Genomic DNA, 16,524 nt, shown 5'->3' on the forward strand with positions numbered 1-16,524 from the left:
AGCGGATGAAATATACGTAGACTCCTGCGGGATGAAAAGCAACGGTGAGACCCCGCAGTGCGAAGCCGAGGAGGCTCACCTCACCAGCTTCCCGCGGAAAGCGTAGTATATTTCAGCAGCGGTGTTCCTACACCATCTATGAATGTTCGGCTTTTTATTTAGTTAAAACACATTTGTCTCGGCCTCTTTTTTTGTGTATCTCTCTAGTAATTGTAGGGGAGATTAGTATACTTTATCTGTTACAGGCGAAGAAAGATTCATCATCGTATAAGGTTTCCCAAAGTCCATCGTTTCATCAATAAATCCTTCTAAACTCTCATTCGTATCTGTCACAATCTTTACTAGATAACTATATTGTCCCGTTAATCTGTGACATTCAATGACCAATGGATTTTCCTTACAAAATTCTCTAAACGCTTTGCATCGATGAGTTTCTACTAATACAAAGGCTTTTACTCCCTTACCCATTTTAGCAGGGTTAATTTGAGCTTTGTACCCTTCTATTATTCCTTGTTCCTCTAGTTTTCGAACTCGCTCAACCACAGCAGGTGTGGACAGATTCACTTTCTTTCCTAACTCAGTCATCGATATCCTTCCATCCATTTGAAGTATACCCACTATTTCGCTATTTACTTGATCCATAAGTGCTCACCTTCAATCATTCATTTTACCCAACTAATTTCCTTCTTTTTTTAAGAATAGCAGTTCTAATTCCTTAAAAATAGTATATCTCTGATTATTTTTTTCCAATAGAATATAGTGGAGAATTGGTGAAGCAACCAAAGCCAGAAACACCATGCGAACTGAAGGAGAGTAATAAAATGAAGAGAGCACTAATCATAATAGATGTTCAAGAAGCTTTTAACAGTCCTAAATGGGGCGTGCGTAATAACCTACAAGCAGAGGAAAACATTCGCATTCTTTTATCTCTGTGGAGAAAAACAAAGCAAGAAGTCATTTATATCCAACACACATCAAAGAATCCTGATTCACTATTCCATCCTCAAAACCCTGGTTTCAAAATCAAAGACATGGTTCGTCCTTTAGATGGCGAAAAGGTGATTACAAAAGAGGTAAATAGCGCTTTTATAGAAACGAATCTTGAAGACTATCTATTATCAAAAGGAATTACAGAGCTAGTTATTACAGGTTTGACTACGGCCCACTGTGTTTCTACTTCTACTAGAATGAGTGGGAACTTAGGCTATACAACCTTCCTATTATCTGATGCAACGGCAACATTCGGTTTGTATGATCATCACAATCACTATATAGAAGCAGAAACCATTCATCATGTATCACTTGCAACCATTCATAAGGAATTTGCTACAGTTTTAACAACAGAGTCTTATATTAAAGAATTTCTTACATAAAAAAAGGCAGAAAAAACGTGGGGACTAACCCCCACGTTTACCATCTGCTTCAAATTTGAGACATGAGAACCGTCCCTATTTGACTAAATGCTCTGCGAACTTAATTAAGTACCCAGATTGCTCTTCTGTTATTTGTTTATTTGTTTGAGCCTTTACGTGATTTATATATGCCTTAGTCGGACCGGCTTGTGCTTTTATATTTCCTCTTTCAGAAGCAGCTTTAGCGGCTTCTAATTTTGATAGATATGGAACAGAATTTTCATGACCATTTTCGGTTAAGAAAGTTTCTGTTAATTTACCTAGACTATCATAGTTCACCGTCACAGTAATTGTAACAGCTGCACTAGATTGGTTGCCAGCTACGTCTACAGCTTCAACATTAAATGTATGTTCACCAAGTCCAAGCTTGTATGCTTGCTCTGAGATTTCTTCACAAGTACTAGATTCAATACCTGATAAAGCATCTTCAGCCGTACAAGAGAACGTTACAACTTCGTCAATTCCAAATTCTGTACCATTTTCAACTGAGAATTGAATAGCCGGTGCTGTTCGATCAATGTTAATTCCCACTTCTTTCTTTTCTTCAACATTACCAACTTCATCCTCGCTCCAGAATTGGATGGTATATTTCCCCTCTTCCTCAAGAACAACTGAATTTCCAGTCTGAGTCTCACCATCATTGATTGTGAAGTATGTTCCATCAACCTCTGATTCGCTATCAGTTGCCGTCAAGTTAACTGTTACTGTTTCACGATACCAGTCATTGTGCGCTTCTCCTACAATTTCATGTGTTGTTTCAGGAGCTGTAACATCTGGCTTTTTAGCTGAAACTAGATAAATATTAGCGGTTGGTGGTTCTTCCATCCCATGTCCAATGAAGAAGCTTGGATGTGGTGGTTGGTTGTAACCGACATTTTGCCATGAAATTGCTAGTCGATACTGTGAATCGTGCATTAACGTATAAATCTTATGTTCTGTCACATCTGTTGTCATGAAGACTCTTAAAGCAGAACTATCCTCTGTTCTCCAGATTGCTTCTTCTCTCCAGTCTCCCAAAATATCTGCTGATAATGAAGGTGTACCCTTTGTTGAATTGTTTGAGAACGTTCCATCTGCAGTTACTAAGTTTACTAGCTTCTTATTGTTATAATCCCACTTGTCAATCGTTCCAGTACCTACACCGCTCGCAGCATCCCACTTATGGTCAAGTAGCTCACGTTGTAAATCTCCATCCCACCAAATTCCAAAGTTTGATGAAGGGATATTCTCAGAGATTTTCTCACCTTTTACTGAATATAGCCCACCAGTTGTGCTGTTCCATGCGCCTGAAATCGCCCAAGCCTCTGCACCAGGATAGTTCGGATCAATATCAGCCGTCATTCCACGTCCTGTATCCTCACCAGTTTTCACACCCCAGATGACTTCTCCAGTTTCTGCATCACGAAGGTCATATCCGAATTCAGCAGCCTTATTTTCTTGAACTGCAAAGATTTCTTGACCTGGTCTTGTAGGATCCAAATCACTTACATGTAATGCATCACCATGACCTAAGCCCGTATTGTATAGCCCTGTTCCATCATCATCAATTGTCATTTGTCCATAGACAATCTCGTCTTTCCCATCATGATCCACATCAGCCACACTTAAGCTATGATATCCTTGACCAACCCAGTCATTATACTCTTCCTGATTTGTGTCAAACGTCCAAAGCTTCGTTAGCTTTCCATCACGGTAGTTGTAAGCCGAAACAACCGTTCTTGTATAATAACCACGAGCCATAATAATACTTGGCTGTTCTCCATCCAAATACGCCACACCAGCTAAGAAACGATCAACACGGTTTCCATAGGAATCTCCCCATGAAGATACATCACCACGTGGTGGATGGTAATCAGTGGTTACTAGTTCTTTCCCTGTCGCGCCTTCAAAGACCGTTAAGAACTCATCTCCTTGTAAAACATACCCTGATGTATAGCGGTGATCAGCTTCTGCACGACCAATCACATTGCCCTGGCCATCTATTGTTCCATCTGCTGTTTTCAATGAAACCTCGGCCTTTCCATCTCCATCAAAGTCATATACAAGGAATTGTGTATAGTGAGCTCCAGCTCGAATGTTTTTCCCTAAATCAATACGCCACATTAATGTTCCATCTAGCTTATACGCATCAATATAAACATTTCCTGTATAACCGGATTGTGAGCTATCCTTCGAGTTTGTCGGATCCCATTTAAGGATGATTTCGTATTCTCCATCACCATCTAAATCACCGACACTTGCATCGTTTGCTCGATATGAATATGGATCGCCTAATGGTGTAACACCATCTGCTGGTTTTTGAAGCGGAATATCGAAATGATTATTACTTAGGACATTTGCTTTATCCTTTGTTTTCTTTTCTGCTCCGTCAATCACAGCACGAACTTCATATTGGTCTTCAACTGTTCCCTCTTTATCAACATAATTCGTTGTTGATGTGATAGGCTCAGAGTTAATCAGTTTCTTATTACGATATAAATTAAAGCTAGTATCCTTTGAGTCTGTCCCAAATAATCTCCAACTCAGATAAACACCATCTTCCGTCTTCATCGCAACAAGTCCTCGATCAATGGACTCCATTTGTCTCTTTAATACAGTAACAGCTGGTGTTTCTAGGCTGTCAGAAAGCTCGGAAATTCCTCCTGCACTTACAGCAGAAACCTTGTAATAGTACTTAATTGTTGTTAAAACTGTATCATCCTTATAAGATGTTCCTTTTGTTTTCCCAACTAACTGGTACGTACCATCTTTCTTTTTGGCACGATAAACATTGTAGGTTTGCGCACCCTCTGTCTTGTCCCAACTAAAAGTTAGATCATTTTTGTTCACATCACCTAGTTTAAGATTTACAGGTGCACTTGGAACAGCAACGTCTGGGTCAATCATCGAAACTGTTAATGGCATAGATGGAACAGTCTCTACACCTGCATTATCAATGGTTGTAACGACATAATCATATTTCATACCCACATCGATAGTATTATCGTTAAATTGATTGGTCTCTACCGTTTTAATAAGTTTGAAATCCTTTGTTCCAGTAACTTTACGGTATACATTATACTTTGCCGCATCTTCAACAGCCTTCCATGTAAGGTCCACTGATGGATTTTCCGGATCAGTTATTATTTTTTCAGCCTTTAATTCAGAAGGAGCAATTAAGATTGGTGTTAGCTCAATACCGTTCGCAATCCCTGTTGAACCACTAAATCTTAGATTCATTTGCCCATCACTTACTGCAACATCGGAAAATACCTTTGATGTCCAGTTTCGACTAGCTGCATTAACAGGACCAAGGTTCTTCCCTTCTATCGATACATCTGTTCTTGCACTACCAACGAAATCAGCCACATATACTTTCACAGCATAAAGGCCATTTGGCACGTCTACTTTAAATTCCCAGCCAACTCTAAAATAACCAAGCCAGTCTCGGGTTACATCACGTAAAGGTGTATCTCCATCCCCACGGTCTCTTGTAATCATTCCACTATTATCATTAATCCCATAGCCTAATTCTGGGGTGTATATCGTATTTAAATCAACATTAGTATATCCCTCAGCAACAGGACTCCCTACAGGACCAAAGTCAAACTTAAGTGTAGCCTCTTTTGTTTTAATCAGCAAAACGTCCGATGGTTGTGAATCTCCTCGCCCATTCACCGCTACAACCTGGACATGATAACTTTTACCATCTTCCATTCCCGCTAATGAGGCTCTAGGAATCGTAGAAGATCCAACCAGTTTGTATGCAGAATCATCCTCCGAAGCTAATTTACGGAACACCTTATAAATATCGGCGCCTTCTACTTCATTCCAAGATAATAAAGCTCCTGCATTACTAACACTACTAGCAGTAACACCTGTTGGTTTCGTTGGAACTTCAGCCGGCAGTTCAACATCTGCCACATACGGAGAAAGTTCATTATTTAACCCTTTAATTCCACCTGATAACAGGCGAGCAATTTGGATTGCCCCATACTCTTGAAAGTGTGTATCATCTTGGGAACCGTTAGGAAAAGCAGTATACACTCCCGGTGGAGTATGTAAAAATACTGACAATGTTCCTTCTGGTCCAATCGTGTCATAGTATTCACGACTAAGTGTACTAAGGTCTACAAGATCGACATCAAGCTCTTCTGCCACTTCCTTCATCCCTTGTACATACTCTGGAAAACTCACATTAAACTTACCAGTTTCAGAGTTAAAAGATCTTCTTCCCACTGGCGTAACTAAGATTGGTGTTGCCCCTCTTTGACGAGCACCATTAATATACGTTTTTAAAAACTCTTTGTAGTCTGGAACACTCGCATATCGTTCCGGTCTACTAATTGTTGCATCGTTATGACCAAATTGAATAAGGAAAAAATCATTCGGTTTAATTTCTCTTAAAATGCTATCTAGTCTACCTTCAAAAATAAAGGATTTTGAACTTCTACCACCAATAGAATGGTTAAGAAACTTTATATCAGAAGTGAAGAAACGATCAATCATTTGACCCCATCCAGCTTCTGGTTTCCAGTATTCATCATAGGTCTGAACAGTAGAATCTCCTGCAATATAGACTGAAGGAATTTCACTAGCAGTTCTCTTTGGAAGTTCTTGAATAATGAGTCCATTTATTCTTGCTACATTAACATCTGTTGTATTTGTAGTAAACTCAACACTTAATTGACCATCTACGATCGCTATATCAAAGGTACGGTCAATAAACTGGCCAGCAGCTATATCCGTGTTTTGAATTTTCTGTATATTTTCAACCTTCATTCCCATATTAGTCGCTTTGCTGTCATCACCAGCGATCACCGTAACCGTATAATCGCCATTCGGTAAGTCAATTAAAAACGGAGATTCTAAAGTGGAGATATAATCTCTCTTTAATGCATCAGCAGTTTCATTATCTCCTGAGCTCACTTTACTCACATCACTAAATCCATAGGTTAACTCTTTGGAATAACCTGTGTCACCTGCCACTTTTACATAACCATCCTGCACTGGACTTGATGATGTTCCAAAATCAAATTTCTTAGTGATTAAATCTTCTTCCGCCTGCGCAGCTGGTGGATTCATTGGTATACTTAAAAATACCATTAAGGCTGATAAAAATATCGCTACATACTGCCTAGCTTTTCTCCTCTTACTCATAAGTGCACTACCCTCTTCCTAGAAAATATAGTTCCCTTATGTAGAATCTAGTTGTCACTAGTCACCTCCTAGTAATGCTTTGAAAACCCTTTCATAAGAAACTATAAACATTACTACCTTTTTAAGATATAAAAAAAACAGATTTAAACGTTTAAAAATCAGGGAGACAACTGTCAAAAAACCACATACTCACAAAGATCTCTGTCACTATTTGTTGGTTAATGGGGACGGTTCTCGTGTCTCATTCCATATGCCAATTTCTGGATGCAAGCAAACATTAAAAGGCATACCTAGTGGAATTTACTAGTTATGCCTTTTAACTAATTGTTTGCTATCCTCGAAGACAGCTTATTCAATGTTTTCCAACAACTACAAACAAAGGTGATTATAATCGCAATTTTGACACATTAGAACCGTCCCCTTGTTTCACGAAAGCTGACTTTCGACTCGGAGAGGATCTTTTCTTGCAACTTCGGTTTGGTAGGCCGCTTTGATCACAGCTTCTCTTACTTTTTCTACAACCTTCTGATTAAATACACTTGGGATAATATAGGTCTCATTTAGTTCATTCTCTGATACTACACTTGCGATTGCTTCTGCTGCAGCTATTTTCATTTCTTCGTTGATGACTCGAGCACGACAATCGAGGGCTCCTCTAAAGATTCCTGGGAAACACAAAACATTGTTGATTTGATTTGGATAATCAGATCTGCCTGTTGCGATGACTCTTACATGAGGTTCTGCCAGTTCTGGATCAATTTCGGGATTAGGATTTGCCATCGCAAACACAATTGGATCATTTGCCATTTTCTTTAAATGATCCACTGTTAATATCCCCGGTGCAGACACTCCAATAAATACATCTGCCCCTTCAATCACATCTGATAAACTTCCACTTAAATTATCAGGGTTTGTGAGATTTGCAAATTCTGTCCAATTAGGATTACTATACTTTTCTCCTCGGTGAAGCGCTCCATTGCGGTCGACACCTATGAGATTTTTCACCCCGGCTCCTATTAAGATTTTTGCACACGCAGTTCCTGCTGCTCCGATTCCAGTTAACACAACCTTTATTTCACTTAACTTCTTCCCTGTCAGCTTTAATGCATTGATTAATCCCGCTAAAATCACTACCGCAGTTCCATGTTGATCATCATGAAATACAGGTATATCAAGCTCTTCCTTTAAGCGTTTTTCAATCTCAAAACACCTAGGTGAAGCAATATCCTCTAAATTTATTCCACCAAATGCAGGGGCAATGGATTTGACGATTTGAATGATTTCCTCTGTATCCTTTGTATCTAAGCAAATCGGAAAGGCATCGACCTCCCCCATTTGCTTAAATAACATCGCTTTTCCTTCCATTACAGGCATAGCAGCTAATGGACCAATATCACCAAGACCAAGTACAGCTGTCCCATCTGAAACCACAGCCACTGTATTTCTTTTAATAGTTAGCGAGTAAGCCTTATTAGGTTCTTCAGAGATGGCTTTGCATACTTGAGCAACACCAGGTGTATACACTCGAGATAGATCATCACGGTTCTTGATTGGGTTCTTAGATTGAATTTCAATTTTCCCGCCGAGATGTAGTAGAAATGTACGATCAGAAACAGACATGACATTGATTCCTTCTATAGATTTCAATCTCTCTGTTATTAAATGCGAATGCTTCTGATCATTTACATTGATCGTAATATCACGAATCGTATGTGTCTTACTTGAGGAAATGACATCAATTCCGACAATATCCCCACCAGCTTCACCGATTTCCTTTGCGATATCACTAAATGTAATTTGAGTCTTATCAATCTGAATTCGTATAACAATATTCATACTTGAATTTTTAACATCTGACATGAAGCTCATCCCCCATTTAATCTATTTTTTGAGTGAGATATCTGAAACAATGCTCGCATTCTTTTTCTTATTTTTAAAAAATGGGACGATGAATGAAAGCAATCCAACGATTATTAATGTTAAGGCAATTGGACTTTGGACAAAAATCATTAAGCTACCATTTGAAATGGTGAGTGATTGGCGTAATGATTGCTCCATCATTCCTCCTAAAATAAAGGCTAAAATAAACGGAGGAGCTGGAAATGAGAAAATTCGCATTAAAAATCCGACTAAACCAAACACTAATAATAGATATAAATCAAATACATTAAAGCTAAGTGCATAGACTCCAATTAAACTAAAAATGATCACTAGTGAGATTAACAACGGACGAGGAATTTTCAACACCTTTGCAATATAAGGGACTAACGGTAAATTTAAGATTAATAAAAACACGTTCCCTACATACATACTAGCTATTATTCCCCAAAATACCTCCGGATTATCTTGAACCAATAAAGGTCCCGGCTGAATTCCCATGACTAAAAATGCACCTAACAGGACTGCAGTGGTCCCTGAGCCTGGAATTCCTAAGCTTAACAGGGGAACAAACGCTCCACCTGTTGCCGCATTATTTGCTGTTTCTGGTGCCGCAAGACCCTTTACAGAACCTTTCCCAAACTCATCTGGATTTTTTGATATTTTCTTTTCCGTAATGTACCCTATAAATGAAGCGATGGTTGCACCTGCTCCAGGTAATACACCTAAAATAAAGCCTAATACTGATTGTCTTGCCATCGGCCCTCTCATTTCTTTGAAGTCCGCCTTTGTAAGCTTCAAACTACCTAGATTTTTTTGATTAGTAATTGAATCATCATGTCGGTTAAAAATCAGCATACACACCTCTGCAAGTGCAAATAACCCAAGGGCTATGATTAAAAAATCGATACCTTCTAATAAATTCGGATTCCCGAATGTAAATCTTGCAGTTCCCGTCTGCCCATCAATCCCTATTGTTACAATGATAAATCCTAGAACAGCTGAGATCATTGCTTTTAAAGTAGAGCCCTCTGATAAGCTTGAAATGGCAGTTAGCCCCATTAACATTAAGGCAAAATATTCAACAGGTCCAAATACGACTGCAACTGAGGCAAGTAATGGCGTAAATAGCATCAGTAATAAAACACTGACCGTACCACCGGTAAACGAAGAAATTGCAGCAATCGCTAAGGCTTTACCTGCTTTACCTTGTTGAGCCATCGGATAGCCATCAAAGGCTGTTGCGACTGTACCTGATATTCCTGGTGCATTTAATAGAATAGAAGATGTTGATCCGCCAAAGACTGCCCCATAATAAACACCTGCCATCATAACCAGCGCCAACGACGGCTCCATGCTATAAGTGACAGGAATCATGATCGCGATTGCGCTAATTGGACCTAAGCCAGGCATCATTCCAATAAACGTTCCAATAAAGACTCCTAGAAAAACAAATAACAAACCTTCTATGCTAAAAGCAACTTGAAATCCAGTTAATATTCCTTCAAACGACCCCATTCATCTCACTCCTTTAAACTGGCAATATCCCTGATGGAAGATTTATTTGTAAAAGATAACTAAATAAAAAATAAAGTGTGATCGAAAAACCAATTGAAACAATTGAATTCACTTTAAAGTTCTTATATCCAAGAAACCACGAGCAGAAGAAGATGAATAATGTTGTCATGATGACAAAGCCAATGATCTCTAGTAAAAAGATATACATTAGGATAAAAGCGCAAACACCAAGTAATATATATAGATCTTTTTTAGGAAATGTGCGTTTTTGTCTTTCCATCTCTGTTTCTATTTTTTTACTGAAAAATAAACAAACTGCCAAAAGTAGTAATAGAAATCCTAAAGTTTTTGGTATAGCATCTGCATCTACAGGTGCATATGGATAGGATGGTAGCTGAAAACTTAATGATATATAAATGATTGAAAATAATGCTAGAACAAGTGCGATTTTCCGTTGAATAGGCTTTAACATCTTTTTCCCTCCATATAGTAAGAAAGTCAATGCTATCAAACATTGACTTTCTATTAATAGTTAGTTTCCTAATCCAAGCTCATCAATTAATACTTTCATTTCTTGTTCTTCCTGTTCAAGAAATGTTTTGTATTCATCCCCACTCATATATAATTCATTCCAACCATATTTTTTCCTTATATCATCCCATGCTGAAGTCTGATTTAACTCTTCAAACTTCTCTTGATAATAAGCCAGTTCTGCTTCAGTCATATTTGGAGGTCCAAAAAAACCTCTCCAGTTCACAAATGTCTCATCGATTCCTTGTTCCTTTGCAGTAGCGAAATCTTCTAATACTTCACCTTCAAGTCTTTCTTCAGACGTGATACCAAGAACCTTAATTTTCCCTGCCTTCACTTGTTCCACTGTTTCAGCGGTTCCTGCTGAATAGACATCCACACTTCCATTTAGTAATGCCGTTAATGCACCGCCATCCTGATCAGAAACGTATTTAATTTTCTTAATATCAACACCTGCTGCCTTTGCAATTTTAACGAATTGAATGTGATCCATACTACCTGGCGAAGATACTCCTATAACTGTTACACTAGAAGGATCTTTCTTCATATCCTCAAATAGTTCATTTAAGTTATTCCATTTTGCATCAGCACGTACAGCAAATGCAGCATAATCCGCAATCACATTTGCTATTGGCGTGAAATCTCTAAAACCATATTCTGACTGGCCATTTAATGGCACTAAAAGTAGTGGAGGTGAAGCGACAAACATATGATGTGGATTCCCTTCCTTTTGGGACACATAAGCCCACCCAACTGCTCCACCACCACCTGGCTTATTAACAACTGGTAATCTTTTATCTATGATTCCTTCTTGTTCAAATGTTTGAGTAACCATTCGAGCAGTCGTATCCCAACCACCTCCAGCACCAGCAGGCGCGACTACCTCAATCGGTTTTGTTGGTGACCATTCTCCTGTTTCCGTATTATTTCCAGCAGATTCGTTGCTCGAACATGCCGCACTCGTTAATAGCAAACCAATAGCTGTAGCAATTGATAACATTCTTTTCATTTCGATCTCCCCCTAAGTTTTCTACTTATCTCTCAAACTCCTTCTTGAACACAATTTTATAAAACAAAATCACATTTGTAACCGTTTACAAAATAACTATCATAAAAACCCTTCTGCACATTTTGTTCATAAAGTTCAAGAAAGCGTCACAAAAAAAGATGATTCACAATGAACCACCCTTAATAAACAATATAGTACTTTCGCTCTGGTCTTCCCACAATGCCATATTCTAATTCTGCTTTTGCCTCACCAATTGAAATCAAATACTCCAAATATCTTCTCGCAGTTGTCCTGGAAGCACCTAATTCTAGGCCTAGCTCCTCAGCATTTATTCCAACAGGAAGACCAGTTAAGGTTTCTTTTACCTTTTGGAGGGTTAAAGGATCTATTCCCTTTGGTAACTGGCTAACCTCAGATTCTACTAAAGCTGATGATTGAAAACTTAGGAATTGATCCACTTGTTTTTGATCAAGCTCTCTTACATTAGCTAACATTTTGTTTCTTTTTCTATATTTTTCAATAGCTTGAGAAAATCGTTCAATCGTTACAGGTTTAATTATATAATCAATAACGCCATTTCTAATTGATGTCTCTACAAATTCTCTTTCAGTGGCTGCTGTAATCATAATAATATCGACATGAGGAAATTTCAGTCGTATCTCTGGCAAAAGAGTAGCACCAAGTTTATCTGGCATATAATTATCTAATAGAAGTAGGTTAGTTGTATGCTCCTCAAGTAGTTTCATAGCTTCTCCAGCATTAAGGGCTTTCCCTACCACTCTAACATCTTCTATCATGGCGAGAAATTGTTCGTGAATGGAAGCAACACGATAGTCATCTTCCACGATGATTATTTTGATCAAAGAAATCCCCCCTTATGCAATGACTTTTGGTAAATAGACGGTAAATATGGTACCCTTCTCTTTTTCTGACACAATTTCAATCGTACCCTTCAGCTCATTCACTGTTTGATTCACCAAGGCTAAGCCATATCCTCTATTTGAAGAGGACTTTGTAGAATATCCAAATTCAAATACTTTACGAATATCCTTATCAGGTATACCGTTTCCCTGATCATTCACTTCAATAATAATATCTTTGCCCATATCTGTGACAAAAAAGGTCACAACTTTCTTCTCTTTCATTTCCACCGCTTCAAACGAATTGTCGATTAAGTTTCCTACAATCGTAATCATTTGAGAAATGTTAATGTGCTTAGGCAGTGTATTTATTGAACTATTTTCATCAATCGTAAACTGTATTTTCTTCTCTGAGGCCTTTCCAACCTTTCCTAAAAGAATTGCCTGGATCTTACTATCATGTATCTGTTCAAAGAGAATCTTATTTTGCATATTATGATTGCTTGATTCAATTTGAATAAGTTCAATAGCTTCCTCATATTTTCCTAGTTGCATTAATCCTGATAGCACATATAATTTATTCGTGTATTCATGTGTTTGTGCTCGAAGATCTTCCGAGTATTTTTGCACTTGACTTAATGTATCGAGCATTTCATTTACTTCTGTTTTATCGCGGAAGCTAGATACAACTCCTATTACTCTATTATTCTCTAGTATAGGTGTCCGATTTACGATGACTTGACGATTTCTCAGGAGAACCTCAATATTTTTTTCAGGAACTCCCGTTTCTAAGACTCGATAAATTTCTAAATTATCAAGTATTTCATCTATCTTTTTATGTTTTGATTGCTCATTAATTCCTAAAATGTTTTGAGCAGATGGGTTAAGCATGGTAATATACCCTTGATCATCGATCGCAATAATCCCTTCCTTAATCGAATTAAGAATGGCATTACGCTCTCGGTACAAGGAAGCGATTTCATGCGGTTCCAATCCTAAGATATCTTTCCGAATATTTCTTGCAAGAAATACTCCACCTAAAATACCAATTCCTAAAACAAAGAATGCAAAATAGGCAATTTTTTGAATCCTGTCGAAAACAATCGCTTGAATATCTTCTATTAAAAATCCTACCGAAACAATTCCTGTAATATTTCCTAGATCATCATATATTGGAGCCTTTCCTCTTAATGATGGACCAAGTGTTCCTACTGCTTCCGATATGTAATATTCTCCAAACAAAAGGGCAGAATCATTATCATCTCCAACCATTGTCTTCCCGATTTTTTCTACATCAGGATGGGAATATCGTATACTGGCATCATTACCGATAACGATAAATTCAGCTCCTACTTGCTTTCTTATCGTTTCAACCATCGGTTGGATCGTCAATTCTGGATCCTTATCCACCATGCCATTTCTGATTGCTGGCATCAATGAAACGGTTGTGGCAATCTGTAGTGCTTGATTCCCCATACTTTCTTTCGTTTGTTGATACTCTAAATAAACAAAAATCCCCGTTAGTAGGACTGTTATAAAAATGAGAAGAGAAACAATGAGCCCAACGATCTTTGTTTGTAATGAAACCCTCACCTTTTTCTTTTTCATATTCCCCTCCCCAAACATAAATCCATCCATCTATATTTTAGAATATTTTTAAAACACTGTCTACGTCAGGTGGGGACGGTTCTCGTGTCTCATGCCTTATACGACCATGTTTAATTAGATAGAAAACCCTTTATTCCACTCAAAAAACACGCATTTGGACAAAAATAAGAGGATATTCAAAGTATTTTGAATATCCTCTTCTCTTTTTCATTTGTATGAATTTCTACTAAGTCAAAGCAAAACGCCTATCTAGAAAAATTTCTAATCATTCCCATGAGTCCCCTCATAGATAGAAGAAAGAGAAACATTCCGATAAAAGACAGAACCCATGTCCATGTATGATACTCAATTAAATCGGTAAACACTTCAAATAAATACTCAATCAAAGTCAAAATGGCTGATAATAAAGTTGCCTTAACGATAACACCTATCCATTGAGACTCATAGGTCATTTGATAAAAGTATATGTTTACAATTGGAAAAAGAAAGTATTCAAACAACAGACTTGAATCAAAATAGTGATCCAGAAAACTTACTGGGTACTCTATCATTTTTTCCTCAACAACTATAACCCCAATTATAGTTGTGAAATAGGCAGTAACAAAGAAAACAAGAAGAGAATGAAGTATTAGCGGTCTTCTCAACGCAAAGACCAAAAGCACAACACCCAGAAGTAACAATCCGACAAGAATATAGAATTCCATAATAAGTATATTTTGCCACATTAAAGTGAGTTTGATACATCGGGACGGTTCTCGTGTCTCATTACTGGTACAGAATTTAAACACTGTGTAGTTTTTATATTTTGTTACGAAACGAAAATGAGACATGAGAACCGTCCCTACGCACCTAAAAGTTCGATAATCATTATATATGCCCTTCCATAAACTAAGCTCTTGTCATTAACTGTAGTAATAAATAAATACAAGAGGTGAGAAATATGAGTCCAAAACTCGAAAAGTTTGTTGATCAGTTGCCTATTTTGGCAGCATTAAAACCGAATCGCAGAGAAGCAGACGGAGATTATTATGAAATAACAATGGAGGAATTTTTTCAAAAATTACACAGAGACCTACCTCCTACAAGATTGTGGGGATATAATCGGCAAGTGCCAGGTCCAACCTTAGACGTTATTCAAGATGAGCCTATCAAAGTAAAATGGGTAAACAACCTTCCAAGCAGACATTTTCTTCCTGTTGATAAGTCCTTTCTTATGCCAGACCTCCCTGAGGTTCGAACCGTGACACATTTGCATGGCGGAGAAACACCTCCACCTAGTGATGGTTACCCTGAGGCGTGGTTTACACGAAACTATGCTGAGGTTGGTCCGTTTTTTGAAAGAGAAGTTTATGAATATCTTAATCAACAAAGAGCAACCATGCTTTGGTATCATGACCATGCGATGGGGACTACAAGACTCAACAACTATGCAGGTTTAGCAGGTGCATATATCATCCGTGATAAATATGAAAAATCACTGAATCTACCATCTGGAGAATATGAAATCCCACTTATTATTCAGGACAAATCATTTAATCGAGATGGTTCCCTTTCATATCCAAAACAACCTGATAATGCATCAGAGGATTTACCAAACCCATCTGTTGTTCCAGCATTTTTCGGAGATACGATTCTTGTAAACGGCAAGGTTTGGCCATTTCTGAAAGTTGAACCTCGTAAATATCGTTTTCGCATGTTAAATGCATCCAATACTCGTGGATACCAATTACACCTAGACTCTGAACAGCCTTTCTATCAAATCGGGTCAGATGGTGGTCTCTTGGAAAAACCAGTTAAGTTAAATATGATAACGATTGAACCTTCAGAACGTATGGATATCATCCTTGACTTCTCAAAGTATGAGGGTAAAGACATTATATTAAGAAACAACCTTGGACCAAATGCAGATCCTGAAAATGAAACAGATGAAGTGATGAAGTTTATCGTATCAAAACCGCTTAAAGAGCAAGATAAGAGTGTGATTCCTAAAAGATTATCAACCATCCCTTCCCTAAGAGCTAATCAAATTTCCGCGTATAGAAATTTGAAACTTGTAGGCTCTCAAGATGAATATGGAAGACCTTTACTCTTACTGAACAATAAACGGTGGGCTGATCCTATCACAGAAAAGCCTCGTTTAGGGACGACAGAAATTTGGTCATTTATTAATACAACCGCCTTTGCCCATCCAATGCACATTCATCTCATTCAATTTCAAGTCTTAGAACGACAACCATTTGATTTAGACCGATACAATGAGGATGGTCAAATCATATTCACCGGTGCACCAAAACCACCTGAACCAAATGAACGCGGCTGGAAAGACACTATAAAAGCAACATCAGGGCATATAACACGTGTAATCGGAAAATACGGACCATTCACAGGCAACTATGTATGGCATTGCCATATATTAGAGCACGAAGACCATGACATGATGCGTCCATTTAAAGTCATTGAATAGTGGGGACGGTTCCCCTGCCTCATTCATTTATTAGTTTCAGCGCAAAAAGGTGCACCAAAAGGTACACCTTCTTTTCGTTGTAAACACGTTCAAAGTGACAAAACA

At 38.0% G+C, this 16,524-nt stretch carries 11 protein-coding genes; 2 read left to right on the forward strand and 9 right to left on the reverse strand.

What is annotated here, in order from left to right:
* Nucleotides 1-222: 222 nt before the first annotated feature.
* Nucleotides 223-642, reverse strand: coding sequence for an Lrp/AsnC family transcriptional regulator (locus BLQ56_RS02810; RefSeq protein WP_090849673.1), 420 nt, complete (start codon nucleotides 640-642; stop codon nucleotides 223-225).
* Between the two features lie 179 nt (nucleotides 643-821).
* Between BLQ56_RS02810 and BLQ56_RS02815 the strand changes: the two genes are divergently transcribed.
* On the forward strand, nucleotides 822-1,373 hold the full coding sequence (locus BLQ56_RS02815; protein WP_090849675.1) for a cysteine hydrolase family protein: 552 nt from the start codon (nucleotides 822-824) through the stop codon (nucleotides 1,371-1,373).
* Nucleotides 1,374-1,448: 75 nt separating this feature from the next.
* Here the strand turns inward: BLQ56_RS02815 and BLQ56_RS24010 are convergent, their stop codons facing one another.
* The 8 genes from BLQ56_RS24010 to BLQ56_RS02855 all read right to left on the reverse strand — a co-directional run bounded on the left by BLQ56_RS24010 (nucleotide 1,449) and on the right by BLQ56_RS02855 (nucleotide 14,617).
* Nucleotides 1,449-6,551: a rhamnogalacturonan lyase family protein gene (locus tag BLQ56_RS24010; protein ID WP_090849677.1), complete on the reverse strand. Its 5,103-nt coding sequence runs from the start codon at nucleotides 6,549-6,551 to the stop codon at nucleotides 1,449-1,451.
* Between the two features lie 426 nt (nucleotides 6,552-6,977).
* A complete protein-coding gene (locus BLQ56_RS02825; protein ID WP_238457148.1) occupies nucleotides 6,978-8,411 on the reverse strand; it encodes an NAD-dependent malic enzyme in 1,434 nt (477 codons plus the stop codon).
* 21 nt (nucleotides 8,412-8,432) lie between these two features.
* The gene (locus BLQ56_RS02830; protein WP_090849679.1) at nucleotides 8,433-9,947 is read right to left on the reverse strand and encodes a tripartite tricarboxylate transporter permease; all 1,515 of its coding nucleotides are present in this window, start codon (nucleotides 9,945-9,947) and stop codon (nucleotides 8,433-8,435) included.
* 13 nt (nucleotides 9,948-9,960) lie between these two features.
* Nucleotides 9,961-10,419, reverse strand: a complete 459-nt coding sequence (locus BLQ56_RS02835; RefSeq protein WP_090849680.1) for a tripartite tricarboxylate transporter TctB family protein — start codon at nucleotides 10,417-10,419, stop codon at nucleotides 9,961-9,963.
* Nucleotides 10,420-10,479: 60 nt separating this feature from the next.
* Nucleotides 10,480-11,487, reverse strand: a complete 1,008-nt coding sequence (locus BLQ56_RS02840) for a tripartite tricarboxylate transporter substrate binding protein (RefSeq protein WP_090849682.1) — start codon at nucleotides 11,485-11,487, stop codon at nucleotides 10,480-10,482.
* A gap of 179 nt (nucleotides 11,488-11,666) precedes the next feature.
* Nucleotides 11,667-12,350 carry a response regulator gene (locus tag BLQ56_RS02845; RefSeq protein WP_090849684.1) on the reverse strand — a complete coding sequence of 228 codons (684 nt, stop codon included), beginning with the start codon at nucleotides 12,348-12,350 and terminating at the stop codon, nucleotides 11,667-11,669.
* A 12-nt stretch (nucleotides 12,351-12,362) separates the two neighbouring features.
* Nucleotides 12,363-13,955 carry an ATP-binding protein gene (locus BLQ56_RS02850; protein ID WP_090849686.1) on the reverse strand — a complete coding sequence of 531 codons (1,593 nt, stop codon included), beginning with the start codon at nucleotides 13,953-13,955 and terminating at the stop codon, nucleotides 12,363-12,365.
* Nucleotides 13,956-14,200: 245 nt separating this feature from the next.
* A complete protein-coding gene (locus BLQ56_RS02855) occupies nucleotides 14,201-14,617 on the reverse strand; it encodes a CBO0543 family protein (RefSeq protein WP_338011837.1) in 417 nt (138 codons plus the stop codon).
* Between the two features lie 278 nt (nucleotides 14,618-14,895).
* On the opposite strand from BLQ56_RS02855, the gene BLQ56_RS02860 reads away from it, so the two are divergent.
* Entirely contained in the window at nucleotides 14,896-16,419 is a 1,524-nt protein-coding gene (locus BLQ56_RS02860; protein ID WP_090849688.1) for a multicopper oxidase family protein, read from the forward strand.
* Nucleotides 16,420-16,524: the final 105 nt, after the last annotated feature.

Origin of the sequence: Litchfieldia salsa (assembly GCF_900104555.1) — a bacterium.
GTDB classification, from domain to species: Bacteria; Bacillota; Bacilli; order Bacillales; family Bacillaceae_L; genus Litchfieldia; species Litchfieldia salsa.